At 63.1% G+C, this 14,263-nt stretch carries 9 protein-coding genes; 2 read left to right on the top strand and 7 right to left on the bottom strand.

Going from position 1 to position 14,263, the window contains the following annotated elements; translation table 11 throughout:
• Positions 1–33: 33 nt before the first annotated feature.
• The 7 genes from J2Y83_RS28560 to aspA form a co-directional block, all read right to left on the bottom strand.
• Positions 34–1,125, bottom strand: a complete 1,092-nt coding sequence (locus tag J2Y83_RS28560) for a polyamine ABC transporter substrate-binding protein (protein ID WP_253400175.1) — start codon at positions 1,123–1,125, stop codon at positions 34–36.
• The gene (locus tag J2Y83_RS28555; protein ID WP_253400174.1) at positions 1,122–2,156 is read right to left on the bottom strand and encodes a histone deacetylase family protein; all 1,035 of its coding nucleotides are present in this window, start codon (positions 2,154–2,156) and stop codon (positions 1,122–1,124) included. Before J2Y83_RS28555 ends, J2Y83_RS28560 begins: the two co-directional genes overlap by 4 nt.
• 133 nt (positions 2,157–2,289) lie before the next feature.
• The gene (locus tag J2Y83_RS28550; protein WP_253400173.1) at positions 2,290–3,282 is read right to left on the bottom strand and encodes an AraC family transcriptional regulator; all 993 of its coding nucleotides are present in this window, start codon (positions 3,280–3,282) and stop codon (positions 2,290–2,292) included.
• Positions 3,283–3,341: 59 nt separating this feature from the next.
• Positions 3,342–7,937 (bottom strand): dermonecrotic toxin domain-containing protein, encoded by a 4,596-nt coding sequence (locus J2Y83_RS28545; RefSeq protein ID WP_253400172.1) that lies wholly within the window; start codon positions 7,935–7,937, stop codon positions 3,342–3,344.
• Positions 7,938–8,069: 132 nt separating this feature from the next.
• Positions 8,070–9,047 carry an asparaginase gene (locus tag J2Y83_RS28540; protein WP_253400171.1) on the bottom strand — a complete coding sequence of 326 codons (978 nt, stop codon included), beginning with the start codon at positions 9,045–9,047 and terminating at the stop codon, positions 8,070–8,072.
• A gap of 73 nt (positions 9,048–9,120) precedes the next feature.
• Positions 9,121–10,572, bottom strand: a complete 1,452-nt coding sequence (locus J2Y83_RS28535) for an alanine/glycine:cation symporter family protein (RefSeq protein ID WP_253400170.1) — start codon at positions 10,570–10,572, stop codon at positions 9,121–9,123.
• 380 nt (positions 10,573–10,952) lie between these two features.
• Positions 10,953–12,377 carry an aspartate ammonia-lyase gene (aspA, locus tag J2Y83_RS28530; RefSeq protein ID WP_017850012.1) on the bottom strand — a complete coding sequence of 475 codons (1,425 nt, stop codon included), beginning with the start codon at positions 12,375–12,377 and terminating at the stop codon, positions 10,953–10,955.
• A 182-nt stretch (positions 12,378–12,559) separates the two neighbouring features.
• Here aspA and J2Y83_RS28525 point away from each other — a divergent pair, with 182 nt between their 5' ends.
• Together J2Y83_RS28525 and purE are read left to right on the top strand one after the other, a co-directional pair.
• On the top strand, positions 12,560–13,468 hold the full coding sequence (locus J2Y83_RS28525; protein ID WP_247403539.1) for a LysR substrate-binding domain-containing protein: 909 nt from the start codon (positions 12,560–12,562) through the stop codon (positions 13,466–13,468).
• Between the two features lie 297 nt (positions 13,469–13,765).
• The gene (gene purE / locus J2Y83_RS28520) at positions 13,766–14,257 is read left to right on the top strand and encodes a 5-(carboxyamino)imidazole ribonucleotide mutase (RefSeq protein ID WP_003195648.1); all 492 of its coding nucleotides are present in this window, start codon (positions 13,766–13,768) and stop codon (positions 14,255–14,257) included.
• The last annotated feature ends 6 nt before the right edge of the window (positions 14,258–14,263 follow it).

The raw sequence follows: 14,263 nt of genomic DNA, 5'->3' as shown, positions 1-14,263 counted from the left end.
GTCAGGCGGTGGTAGTTAGATAGCGGGGCGGCGCTATGTCCCCGATTTGATCTTGGTCCAGGCCCGTGTCCTGGCGCGCTCGGCGTCGCGGCCCAGGGGTTTGAGGGTATACAGCGTGGCCATCGCCGCCTCGGTGGGGTACAGGTTGGGGTTGTTGCGGATCGCAGGGTCGACCCGTTCCGTCGCGTCTTTGTTCGGGTTGGGGTAACCGACGAAGTCGCTGATCGGCGCGATCACCTGCGGTTGCAGCAGGTAGTTGATGAAGGTGTAGGCGTCCTGCGGGTTTTTCGCGCCTTTGGGCAGGGCGAGCATGTCGAACCAGATCGGTGCGCCTTCCTTGGGCAGGCGCATGTCCACCGTCACGCCGTTCTTGGCTTCCTTGGCGCGGTTGGCGGCCTGGGAGAAGCTGCCGGAGTAACCGACGGCCACGCAGATGTCTCCGTTGGCGATATCGGCCATGTATTTGGAGGAGTGGAAGTAGGTGATGTACGGGCGGATTTTCATCAGCAGCGCTTCGGCTTTTTCGTAGTCCTTGGGGTTGTTGCTGTTGGGGTCCAGGCCCAGGTGTTGCAGGGCCAGCGGCAGGATCTCGGACGGCGAATCGAGCAGCGCGACGCCGCACTGCTTGAGCTTGCTGATGTTCTCTTCCTTGAAGATCAGGTCCCAGCTGTCCACCGGCGCATCGGCGCCGAGCGCGGCCTTGATCTTGTCGGGGTTGAAGCCGATCAGGATGGTGCCGTACATGTAGGGCACGGCGAACGTGTTGCCGGGGTCGTTGGCCTCGAGCAGCTTCATCAGCTTGGGGTCGAGGTGGTTCCAGTTCGGCAGTCGGCTGCGGTCCAGGGGCTGGAATACCCCGGCTTCGATCTGCTTGGCGAGGAACACGTTGGACGGCACCACCACGTCGTACCCGGAATTGCCGGTGAGCAGTTTGGCTTCCAGGGCTTCGTTGGTGTCGAAGATGTCGTACACCAGCTTGACGTTGGGGTTCTGCGCCTTGAAGTCTTCCAGCGCCTTGGGCGTGATGTAGTCGAACCAGTTGTAGACCCGCAGGGTTTTCTCTTCGGCATGGGCCGCGCCGCCGAGAACGGCGGCGCAGAGGACGAGCGATTTGAGCATGTTCATTGGATGGACCCCTCAAAACCTTCGAGAACGTTGACGGCGTTGATGCCGATTTCTGCCACGGCGTAGCCGCCTTCCATCACAAACAGCGTGGGTTTGCCCAGGCGCGCGATGCGTGCGCCCATGGCCAGGTAGTCCGGGCTGTCGAGCTTGAACTGCGAGATGGGGTCGTCCTTGAACGTGTCCACGCCCAGGGACACGACGACGATGTCGGCGGCGTAGCGCTCGATTTCTGTGCAAGCCTCGTCAAGCGCCGCGCTCCAGCGCGCCCAGTCGGCACCGGCCGGCAACGGATAGTTGAAGTTGAAGCCTTCCCCGGCGCCTTCTCCGCGTTCGTCGGCGTAGCCGAGGAAAAACGGGAACTCCGCCTCCGGATGTCCGTGGATCGAGGTAAAGAGCACGTCGTTGCGCGCGTAAAAGATCGATTGAGTGCCGTTGCCGTGGTGGTAGTCCACGTCGAGGATCGCCACCTTCCGCTGGCCCTGGTCGAGAAACGCCTGGGCGGCGATGGCGGCGTTGTTGAGGTAGCAATAACCGCCCATCAAGTCGCCGGCGGCGTGGTGCCCCGGCGGGCGGCACAAGGCGAACGCACTGTGGGCGCCGCGCTGGATCGCTTGTTGCGCGGTCAGCGCGACCTGGGCTGCGCTGTAGGCGGCTTGCCAGGTACCGGCGGTAATCGGTGCGCCGCCATCGAAGCTGTAGTAACCGAGCTGGCCGTGCAGGCTGGTGGGCAACACGCGGCGCAAGGTGCGGGCGGGCCAGGTGTAGGGCAACAGGTCGCCGTCTTCGCCGAATGCGCTCCAGCGTTGCCAGGCACCTTTGAAGAAGTCCAGGTAGTCGCGGCTGTGCACACGTTCAAGCGGCGCCAGGCCAAAGTCCTGCGGCGCAAGGACCTGGCCCAGCCCACGGGCTTTGACCCGTTGCAGTACGTGGTCGGCGCGCGAGGGCATTTCGAAGCAGGGCATCAGCTGCCCGTCCATCAGTTCACAACGGCCGTGGTGCAGGTGGTGATCGTCCGAGTAGATCGTCAGCATGTTGTTGTTCTCCGCAGGCGGTATCGGTGCCTGCAGTCTTGCGGGTGGGGCGCTTTATGAGAACGGCAGGAGCGGCCAAAAGGGGATAAATCGGGCCAAAGTGTGTGTCCGCAATTCGCCCATCAATGGGGCGTCATGCGCGAAATTGGCTCGGCGCCACGCCGCTCCAGCGCACAAAGGCATGCCGGAAACTCGCGGTTTCGCTGAAACCCAGTTGCTCGGCGATGCGGTAGATCGGCAGTTCATCCGCCGCCAGCCATTGCTTGGCGCGCTCGAAGCGCAGTTCGTCGAGCAGTTCCTGATAACTGCACCCCAGCTCGTGCAAGTGTCGGCGCAGGGTGCGCGGCGAGCAGTTCATCTGTGCGGCCAGGCCTTCAATCCCCGGTGCGGCGCCGAGTTGGCTGGCGAGCAACTGGCGGATTCTGCCCAGCCACGCCTGGCGGCCGGTGAACTCCAGGTTCTGTTTGCGGCAGCGCTCGGCCATGGCCTGGTGGGTCACGGCGTCGGCCAGGGGCAGGGGTTGGTCCAGCCAGCGCTTGTCGAAGGCGAAGGCGTTGGTGCCGACATCGAACTGCAGCGGGCAGGCGAAGCACTCGCTGTAGCGCGCCTGATAATCCGGCGCGCTGTATTCGAAGCGTGCGCCAAGCAGCGCCAGGGGCTGGCCGAGCAGGTCGTCGCAGATCACCTTCAGCGAGGCCAGGCACAGTTCGACGTTGAACATTTGCATGGCCGGGCTTTCGCGATAGTCAGCGGCAGTGAACCAGATGCGTTCGCCGTCCGCCTCCAGGCTCAGCGTGAACAGTGTTCCCAGCAGCGCCGGATAGCGCAGCGCCAGGCGCAAAGCGTCACCGAAGGTGGCACTCGTCAGCAGCGCGTAACCGAGCATGCCGTAGGCCGACACATGCATCTGGCGGCCCAGCGCCAGGCCGACATCGCGGCGCAGGGCCACGGCATTGGCGCACACGCGCATTTCCTGATTGGTGGTGATGCGCGTGTCGGCGCGGCTCAAGTCCGCCGCGCAGATGCCGCTGCCCGCGAGCAAGGCCTCGCTGGGCAGCCCTTGGGCCTTGAAGGTGTCGAGCACCAGCGACACCGCGTTGAGGGTGGTGAGATGAGCGTGCAGCATCGACGGCTCCAACGGGTCTGGTGCGCTGAAGGAGCAAATTGTGTGCCGTCGGCCACGTATCAGGTCCGGTTGAAAAATAAGGTTTGGGCCTGGCTCTCGTTGATCTCGCTGCGGTGGAACGCGATGCGTTGTGCGCTGTTCAGGCCGTTGGTGGTATCGGCTGCCGCGCCCAGGCTGTGTTCCTGTGGGGTCTTCAGACGCGCGCGGATAAACGCCCTGGGCGTGGTCCAGTCGGCTGAATAGTGGAAATGCGCGTACCACAGCACCTTATGCGTGCTGCGGTCGGTGATGGTGTATTCGTCCAGGTAATCCGGTGTGGCGGACTTGATGCGCCGTCGGCTGACGGTTTTTTTGATGGTGATTGCGTCGCGGGCCTTGAGCCATTGCACGCCGGAGGGGGTGGGCGGATGCTGCTGGGTCATCCTCTGCACATTGTCTATGGAGAGTTGATAGAGGGTGGCAGTGGCGTCGCTGAGGGCCTTTTTGACGGTACTGGCCAGGGTCACGTCGCCGTGCGCGAGATTCTTCTGGGTCAGGGCTTGCTCGATACTGCGCGTGGCTTGTTCCAGGCGCTGGGCGTGTTGATGGTACAAGTATTCGATGCCGATGGGCGTGCGCTGGGCCTGACTGGCCAGGCCGGTGATCCGTTGTTTGAAGTCCGGTAAACCGTCGAGCAGGTCCTGGCCTGCGTCCACGCTGGTTGGCAGGTCGATGGGCGTGTTCGCCGTCTGTGGACTCTTGGCCCGTTGCACCCAGAAGCCGTCCGGCTTCTCGTGAAACGTGGCGACCACGGTGTTGGAGAGGGGCGAGCGAACATCCACCAGCCCGGTGTCCAGGCCCGTGGCGGACAATTGCGGCTCGCCCACCACCATGCCGTGGTAACGGGTGCGGATGAATTTTTTCTGCGGGCGTGGCGGGGTGGGCGGCCGGCTGGGGGTGGTTCTCAGTGTGCTGCGTCGGTCGGCCAATTGCGCAAGGTTGGTATTGGCGCGTTCTGTGTACTCGCCGAGCCGGTCGCGCAGGCGGGTCAGCGGTTCCGCCAGGGAGGCGCTGGAGAATTCGGTGGGGAAGTCCTGCAGGCGCTCGCCCAGCACGCTGAACTGTTCGATCAGGCTGCTCAGGGTCTCGATCTGTTCGTCGATGCGCCTGTCACTGCGCTCGTGCAAGGTGTCGCGCAGGGCCTGGATGGCGATGTCGCAGGCGTCGACAATCTGGTCGATGGCCGCCCATGCCAGCGGTGCGCTGAGGGTGGTGTCTTCGCGCAGGCACAGGTTGCGGGCCAAGGTGACTTGCAACGCCTTGAGGTCGCTGCTGCTGTAGGCGGGCAGCAGGCTTTTGGTGTCCTTTATCAGGCGCAGGCCTTCGCCGGGCAGGTCACGCAGTTGGTTGAAGCGCGTTTCGAAGTACTCCAGGCGCCCAATCATGCCGTGCAGCGTTTCATTCATGTCGCGCGCATCGGGGATGTTGCGCACGCGTGGGTCGGCGGCCTGTTTGGCGATGTGGTCCAGGGTGGTGCGCAATTTGGGGGTAAAGGTTTTCAGTACCTCGTTGAGGCCGGCCCAGCTGAGGCTCAATTGAGCTTTGATATACCCTACGCTGCGGTGCAGGTAGTCAGGCGTTGGCGCAACCACGTTCAACTCTTTCAGGTTTTGCAGGGCTGTTTCGTAGTCTGTACGTTGGGTCTCCAGTTGATTGAGGTAGGTCCTTTGCGCGGCCTGGGCCGAGGTGGAGGGGGCGTCGAGCAGTGCTTGATGAGCGTTTTGCAGGGTTTGCTGGGCGGTCTTTTTCTGTTGCTCGAAGGCGGTGATCGGGGCGCGCAGTTGGTTTGCCTTGCGTTCGGCTGCCGCCCGGGCTTTGCGCTCCAGGCTTCGTGAGCCGCCACCACGCAGGCGCAGCCGGGTGTCGATGAACCATTCGCCCTTGAGATTGCCGATCAGAAAGGGGCCGTTGCGCATGGGTTGCTTGGGGTCGGCGATCTGCACTTCGTCGTTTTCGTCCACCGTCACTTCGAACCAACGTTCACCGACCTGTGCGTACCATTTATTGAGCAGCGGGTAGAGGTGACGATGAGGGCCGATGCGCCCTGAGGCTTTGCCGCGCACCGCCGGTTTTGCGACCTTGAAACTGTCCAGCAGGCTGCCCAGATCGCTGGTATTGCGATTGATCGCGGCCAGGGTGTGCAGCGCGTGCGGGTGATTGTTGGGCAGTTCAACTGCCGAGAGGTTGGCCAACTGGTTGACCGTTACGGGTTTGGCGATCACCTCGGGCTTGGCCGGAGGTTTCGCGACCGGCTCCTCCTTGGCCAAACGCGGGGTTGACGGCGCGTTGCGGCTGGCGATGTGCAGGGTCAACACCATCCCGATGTTGAGCAAAAGTGCCGCCAGGGTCGACCATTCGGCCGGTTTGTCCTTCTGCTGCCGCGCGTCGATCACCGCCTGCACCTGGTCGAGGATCTGCCAGATCCAGGCGGCAGTGTTCACGGTGTGACCCAGGAACGGCAGTGCCGCATTGAATATCAGCCAGCCCGCCTGCTTGAACGAGGCCCAACGGCTTTCGGCGTTCGACGCCGACTGCCGGTCGGCCAGCGTGATCAACGCGTTGGCGTTGGCGTTGAACAGTTCGGCGGGCAGATCGCCGCTGAGTGTTTGCGTGCCCAGGTCCATGGGCCCGCTCATCGTCAAGAGTTTGAACGGGTCGGCCAGCAACGTCACGACCGCCCAGGGGGAAGGCAACTCGCCGGGGAATGCGTAGCGCGCGTAGTCGTCGCGCACGTTGTCCGGCAGCCAGGCGAGGACCGAGTCGCGCAGGTTGCGCGATTGGCGGATCGCATACAACAGGTCGGCCGGTGACGGGAATTGCAGCAATTGCAGTTCCGCCATCGGGCGATACAACAGGCAGGGCCCGGCGTTCGGGTCCTGGGGGCCAATCACAAACATGTTGGCCACCACGTCTTGCGTGGCGGCGCTGCGGTTTTTCGGTACGAAGGCCAGGGGGCGAAGGACAATGGCTTGCCCGTCGACCTGGCGGTCCGTCGCCTCTGCCGCCAGCACGGCCGCGACGTAGCGATAGCCCAGCTCGTCGACCCCGGCGTGTTGGCTCATTTTGTATTGCAATGCCAGCAGCGGCAGTTGGATACGCAAATGGCTGCTGTACAGGGCGCGCCTGCGGGTTGATTCGAGGGGGTTGTCGAGTAATTTGTTTTTGGCCAGGGCCGGGTAGTTTTGACCGACGTCCACCTTGCGGATCAGGCTTTCAATGTAGGCCACGGTCAGCCATTCCGGCAGGTCATCGGCGTTGCGCTGGCGGATGCTTTTGTCGCCGAGGGGCAGGCCGATCAGGTTTTGCAGGGCCAGGTCGGCGAGGCTGAAGGTGGTGGTGTCGACCTTGCCCGGCAGGGTGAAGCTGCCCCAGACAATCGGGCTGCGCACCTGAATCTCGATGCTATCCAGGTGCAGGTTCGCCGCGTCGGTGTGCTCCTTGAGCATTTCGGCGCGCAGTCTGTCGAGTGCGTAGGTCTGGATGTGCGGGATGTCATCGTCGTAGGACTTGCCGGCGTTGAGGCTGTGCAGGGCGCTGAGGTCTTTGAGGTAGCGTGCGTAGAGGCTCAGGTCGGTCGTGGAGGCGGACGTCAGCCAAGCAGGCAGCGCGTCGAGATAGCGTTTGAGGTCCGGTTGCTTTTTACCGACCAGTTCCTGGGTGGCCGGCGGCAGGTTGATTGAGGATTCGCTGGGGTCGATGCGCCGCAGTTGCTGAGCGTCGAGCTGCCCGATGAACGCGAGCTGTTGGGCGATCAGCGTGCAAGCCTGGTGATCGAAAAAATGCCCGGCGGGCTCGAACAGTCGCCATTGGATGCCGCTGGGCGCATGGCGGTCTACGTAGCTGGGCAAGCTCTGGCCCAGTTGCTCCAGCGTGGCGAATTTCTCGTAGCCGTTGAACAGGGAGTACGTGAGGATATGCGTCTCCCCTTCGTGGTTGCCGATCAGCACGGCAATCGACAGCAGGCCCAGGTGGGTGACGGTCGCGCCGTCGACCTGATCGACATCCACCAGGTAGGCCCGGCTGGCGAATGTGTCGCCGGTCTGGCGGCGCGTCAGTTCCGGCGCGGCGTACAGCGTGCGGGCCATGGCGCAGTCCTGCTCGTCCCAGCCGTCGACGCGGGTCACATTCCAGACCGAGCGCAGCGTGCTGGACAGGGCTTGCCAATGGGGGCCGGAGGTGCCGTTGCTGGAGTTCCAGAACGCCACTTGTTGTTCCTGGTAGGCGGTGAGCATTATCGGCGCCAGCAGGTTGATCAAGGTGGCGATCTGCGTGATGCGTACCGGCAGGTGAGCGCTGGGGGGTTGGTTTTTTGGCTGGATAAGGTAATGCACGCCTTCGACATAGAGCGTGGGTTCGCCCGAGATGGCCTGATTGGTGAGGATATCGGTGAGGGTTTGGTACGTGGTGGGGCCAGCGACGATTTCATCGTCGACCACGTCCCATGCCGGCGTGCCGACCAGGGCGATGTCCGGGTCGAGGCCCAGGTCCGGGTAGAGTTCTTGCAATGAGCGGCGTAACAGCGCGCTGGCGGCTTCCCGGAAGGCGGGGCCCACGCAGAGTTGGGTGACCAGCGTGTCGGTGGGGTTGAGATGAAGGGTAGACGTTTGTTGGCTCATGGGGGGTTCCTGCCTTGCCATTTCATGGACGCTGCCGGAAGAACAGCATCGGCATGCTAGAAAGGGGCAAGGCAGGAAGGAGGCTAACTATGTAGTTGGCCGGTATTTTTTACGGGGTTTTTGTGGCGCGACTCAGGCCAGCTCACCGCACAGGTCCAGTTCCACCAGGCGGCGCACTTCGCTGGTCGCGAGGCCGGCGCCGAGCAGGGCCTGCAATTTGCCGAACGCCGCTTCGCGGGTCATGCCGCCACCGGACAACACGCCCACGCCACGCAAACGGCTGCCGGCTTCGTACACATCCAGCTCCACGCCGCCTTCGTGGCATTGGGTGATCGCGACCACGACCACGCCTTGCGCCTGCGCGCGCTGGAGGCTGGCGAGGAACTCGGGGTCATCGCTGGGCCCGGTGCCGCTACCGAAGCATTCCAGGATCAGCGCCTGCAGGCCGCTTCCAATCAGGCCGTCCAACTGGGGCGCGCCGATACCGGGCACCAGCGGCAGCACGCCGACATTGGCCAGGGCCTTGGGTTGACGGTAATCCAGTGCGGCGGGCAGTGCCTCGGCCTTGGCCACACCGCCGTTGCGTTGCAGCGCGGCAAACGGATGGCGCCCGAAACTGCGCACCTTTGCGCAGCGTGTCGGCGCCATCAGCGTACCGTGGAAGTACAACTGCACACCCGGCGCCAGGCCTTGGCCCAGGGCCAGCAGCGCACCGCTGACGTTTTCCCAGGCATCGCTGTCCGGCACGCCAGCCGGGAGCATGGAGCCGGTGAACAGCACCGGCGCCGGCAGGCCCAGCAGTTGGAAGCTCATGGCGGCCGCGCTGTAGGCCAAGGTGTCGGTGCCGTGCAGGATCAGCACCGCGTCGCAACCGGCGTCCACGGCTTCGACCACGGCAGTGCGCAGGCGCTGCCAGTAGGCCGGGGTCATGTTGGCGCTGTCGATCAGCGGCGCCATTTCCCGGAAGCGCCATGCGGGCACTGGCTGGTTGGCGAGTTGTTCGCGCATACGGGCTTCGAAACCGGAGGCGGGGGTCAGGCCGTTGGCGCTGGCTTGCATGCCGATGGTGCCGCCGGTGTAGAGCACCATGACGTTGTTAGCTGCTTGCATCGAAAAATCTCCTGAACGAAAAACGCCGCCAAGCCCAGAGCATGCCCAAGGCCAGGCGGCGTGTCATCTACGCTTAGCGTTGCGCCAGCGCGATCGATTCAGCAGGCGCTTTAGCGGCAGGCTCCGGTTTCACCGGGTTGGCCGGCCAGGCGTTGCGGTCCAGGTCCAGGTCGGGGAACTGGCTGGAGTCGAAGACCGGGGTCCTGATGCCCGCTGCGCGCTGGTTGTCGTAGTCGTTCAGGATGCGCATGGCGATCTTGAACAGGAACGCCAGGGCGAACAGGTTGACGAATGCAAGCATGGTCATGGTGATGTCGGCGAAGGCGAACACGGTGCTCAGGTTCTCGATCGAACCCCAGAAAATCAGCACCAGCACCAGTGCGCGGTAGCCCATCAGCACCTTGCGGTTGTTGCCGACCAAAAAGCGCAGGTTGCTCTCGCCGAGGTAGTAGTTGTACATGATCGAGGTGAACACGAACAACGCCAGGGCCACCGAGATGAACATCCGGCCCCACTCGCCGACCACGGCCGCCAGGGAGTTCTGGGTCAGGGCAATGCCGTCGCCTTCGAAGCCCGGGGTGTAGAAACCGGAGAGCAGGATCAGCAACGCGGTGCAGGTGCAGATCACGAAGGTGTCGAGGAACACGCTGAACGCTTGCACCACACCTTGAGCGATCGGGTGTTCCACCGACGCGACTGCCGCCACGTTAGGCGCACTGCCCAAACCGGCTTCGTTGGCGAACACGCCGCGCTTCACACCCATGATGATCGCGCTGCCCACCAGGCCGCCGAAGGCCTGGTCGAGGCCGAACGCGCTCTTGACGATGGTCGCGAGCATGGCCGGCACGTGGTCGAATTGCAGCACGATCACGTACAGGGTCACGGCGATGTAGACCAGGGTCTTGACCGGCACCAGCAGGTCGGCAATCGAGGCGATCCGCTTGATCCCGCCGATGAACACCAGGCCCAGCAATGCCGCCAGGGCCAGGCCGGTGTAGGTGGTGTCGAGGCCGAAGGCGTTGTTCAGCGAGTGCGTCACGGCATGCGCTTGCAGGCCGTTGAAGGCAAAACCGAAGGTTACCAGCAGCAGGAACGCCATCACCATGCCCAGCCAGCGTTTGTGCAGGCCGTGCTGGATGTAATAGGCCGGGCCGCCACGGAAGGTGCCTTCGGCGTCGGTGCGCTTGTACAGTTGGCCGAGGGAGCACTCGATAAAGCTCGAGGACATGCCCACCAACGCGGTGACCCACATCCAGAACACGGCACCCGGGCCGCCCAGGGTCACGGCAATGCCGACGCCTGCGATGTTACCGGCACCGACGCGGCCGGCCAGGCTGAGCATCAGCGCCTGGAACGAGCTGAGCTGGTCGGAGCTGTTTTTCAGGCTGTCGCGAAACACCGAAAACATGTGGAAAAAGTGACGCAACTGAACGAAACGCGAGCGGATCGTGAAGTAGCCGCCGAGCCCGACAATGAGCACGATCAGTACTTTCCCGGAGAGGAAGTCGTTGATGACTTCGAGCATGGAGTGTTCCTCGCTGATTTTTCTAATGGCAAACGCAGGACGGTTCGACGCTGTCGCTTGGCACCAGGCAGTGCGCGACGGTTCGACCCCATCCTTTTGCGGGTGTTGTTATTCATGCGGTTTCGCGTGTGTCCGGGCCTCGTTACCGACGGCCGTTGGCGCGAAGAGGGGCGGCACTATACCTAGGCGAACGTGATCCGTCTGCCTGGGCTGATTAAAGGTTTCAGCCAAGGGGTGGCGGGCAGGGGCGATGTTGGAATTTTTATGGGCGTCATTTCACAACCTTGAGGCAAAAAAAAGGGCCTGAAGAACGAGCCTTCGGGCCCTCAAAAGGTGAGAGGTGTCTAGTCCCTCAACCTGGTGAGCGGTGCAACAAACGCTTAGGCCTTCAGTGGGACCAAGCGTGGGGCAATCATGTTTTCGGGGCGCAGGATGTCGTCGAGCATGGCGTCGTCGAGCAAGCCTTCTTCGCGCACCAGTTCCAGCACGCCGCGGCCGCTTTCGAGGGCGATACGCGCGATGCGGGTGGCGTTTTCATAGCCGATGTACGGGTTCAGCGCGGTGACCAGGCCGATGGAGTGCTCCACCAGTTCGCGGCAGCGCGCTTCGTTGGCGGTGATGCCGACGATGCAGTGCTCGCGCAGCATGTCCATGGCGCGTTGCAGCAGGCGGATCGAGTCGAAGATCTTGAAGGCGATCAGCGGCTCCATCACGTTCAACTGCAGTTGGCCGCCTTCGGCTGCCATGGTCAGGGCCAGGTCGTTGCCGATGACCTGGAAGGCCACTTGGTTGACAGCTTCCGGGATCACCGGGTTGACCTTGCCGGGCATGATCGAGCTGCCTGGCTGGCGTGCCGGCAGGTTGATCTCGTTGATGCCGGTACGTGGGCCGCTGGACAGCAGGCGCAAGTCGTTGCAGATCTTCGACAGCTTCACCGCAGTACGCTTGAGCATGCCGGAGAACAGCACGAAGGCGCCCATGTCGGAGGTGGCTTCGATCAAGTCCGCCGCCGGCACCAGCGGCTGGCCGCTGATGGTGGCCAGGCGTTGTACGGCCAGGGCCTGGTAGCGCGGGTCGGCGTTGATGCCGGTGCCGATGGCGGTGCCGCCCAGGTTCACTTCGGTCAACAGCTCCGGCGCCAGGGTTTTCAGGCGGGCCAGGTCTTCGTTGAGGGTGGTGGCAAAGGCGCGGAATTCCTGGCCGAGGGTCATCGGCACGGCGTCTTGCAATTGGGTACGGCCCATTTTCAGCACATGGTTGAACTCGACGCCCTTGGCGGCGAACGCCTGGATCAGGCTGTCGAGGCTGGCCAGCAGCGCGTCATGGCCCAGCAGCAGACCCAGGCGGATCGCGGTTGGGTAGGCGTCGTTGGTCGACTGCGCCATGTTCACGTCGTTGTTCGGGTGCAGGTACTGGTATTCGCCCTTGTTGTGGCCCATGGCCTCCAACGCGATGTTGGCGATGACTTCGTTGGCATTCATGTTGGTTGAAGTGCCAGCGCCGCCTTGAATCATGTCCACCACGAACTCTTCGTGGAAGTCGCCGCGGATCAGGCGGGCACAGGCTTCGCTGATGGCTGCGTGCTTGGCTTCGCTGAGCTGACCCAACTCGCGGTTGGCGTCAGCGGCTGCTTGCTTGACCATTGCCAGGCCGACCACCAATTTCGGGTAATGCGAAATCGGAACGCCCGAGAGGCGGAAGTTATTCACCGCTCGCAGGGTCTGGATGCCGTAATACGCTTGGGCAGGTACTTCGAGTACGCCAAGCAGGTCTTTTTCTGTGCGGAATGATGCAGCGGAGGACATGATGGAAATCATCTCGATATGGACCCGGAACTAGCCGGAACGCTGTGAATGCTAGGCTTGTGGAAGTTTTTGGGCCAATGCTGTTAAGCACTGGCCTATGCACAAACGGCATAATAGTCGTGTGACCCGGCTATCATGGCGGGCGTGTGGGCCAAAATGGTGCGCACCCGTGGGAGGAACTGATGAACCTTGAGAGCAAATGGCTGGAAGACTTCAGCGCCCTGGCGGCGACGCGCAGTTTTTCCCAGGCGGCGGAGCGACGCTTTGTCACCCAGCCGGCGTTCAGCCGCCGTATCCGCAGCCTGGAGGCCGCACTGGGCCTGACCCTGGTCAACCGCTCGCGCACGCCGGTGGAATTGACGGCGGCGGGGCAGTTGTTCCTGGTGACTGCGCGCACGGTGGTCGAGCAACTCGGTGAAGTGCTGCGTCATTTGCATCACTTGGAAGGCGGGCAGGGCGAAGTCATGCAAGTGGCGGCGGCGCACTCCCTGGCGCTGGGCTTCTTCCCGCGCTGGATCGCGCAACTGCGCAACGAGGGTTTGAACATTGCGACCCGGCTGGTCGCCACCAACGTCGGCGATGCCGTGCATGCCCTGCGCGAAGGCGGCTGCGATTTGATGCTGGCGTTCTACGACCCGGATGCGGCGATGCAGATGGACCCGGAGATCTTCCCGTCACTGCACCTGGGCAATACCGAAATGCTCCCGGTGTGCGCCGCCGATGCCGAGGGCAAGCCATTGTTCGACCTGGAAGGCGAGGGCAGTGTGCCGCTGCTGGCCTACAGCGCCGGGGCATTTCTGGGGCGTTCGGTGAACCTGCTGTTGCGCCAACGTGCCCTGCGCTTTACCACGGTTTACGAAACCGCGATGGCCGACAGCCTTAAAAGCATGGCCCTGGAAGGCCTGGGCATTGCCTGGGTGCCGCAACTGAGTGTGCGGGCGGAACTGGCCCGCGGTGAGCTGGTGGTGTGCGGCGGGTCGCAATGGCATGTGCCGCTGGAGATTCGCCTGTATCGCTGTGCGTTGGTGCGCAAGGCGAATGTGCGGTTGTTGTGGCGCAAGCTGGAAGGTGGCGCGGCGCAGAATACTTGAGCCCGATAGCCGTGTGTCAGGCACTAATATGTCACTGATGCACCGCTATCGGGAGCAAGCTCCCTCCCACAGGGTTTGGGGGTGTTTTCGCTGACTTTTAAGTCAATAAAACCGCCGGTTTGTGCCGCTAGACAGATGGTCATCCGAGGGGCTGTTTATCTGCGTTATTACGGTATACTGCGCGGCCTTCGGCCGGTCCAACCGGCCTTAATTCGTACACCAAGCCACGCCGGATTTCCCGCGTGGCTTGTTGTTTTTTGACGCGCCTGTGGGCGCCCAGAGAGAAGAGGCACGACGATGAGTGCATTGGTTGGCGTGATCATGGGCTCCAAGTCCGATTGGTCCACCCTTAGCCACACCGCCGATATGCTGGAAAAACTCGGCATTCCGTATGAAGTGAAAGTGGTCTCTGCCCACCGCACCCCGGATTTGCTGTTCCAGTATGCCGATGAAGCAGAATCCCGTGGCATCGAGGTGATCATCGCCGGTGCCGGCGGTGCAGCGCACCTGCCGGGCATGTGTGCGGCCAAGACCCACCTGCCGGTGCTTGGCGTACCGGTGCAGTCGTCGATGCTCTCGGGCGTGGATTCGCTGTTGTCCATCGTGCAGATGCCAGCCGGTATTCCGGTGGCGACCCTGGCGATCGGCAAGGCCGGCGCGATCAACGCCGCGTTGCTGTCCGCCAGCATCCTGGGCGCTAAGCACCCGCAGTTCCACGCGGTGCTGAAAAAATTCCGTGCTGAGCAGACAGACAGCGTGCTGGACAATCCAGACCCACGTATCGCCTGAGGTTGT

It is taken from the genome of Pseudomonas marginalis (assembly GCF_024169655.1).
Classification (GTDB): Bacteria; Pseudomonadota; Gammaproteobacteria; order Pseudomonadales; family Pseudomonadaceae; genus Aquipseudomonas; species Aquipseudomonas paraveronii.
This window is presented reverse-complemented; position numbering and strand designations above follow the sequence as displayed.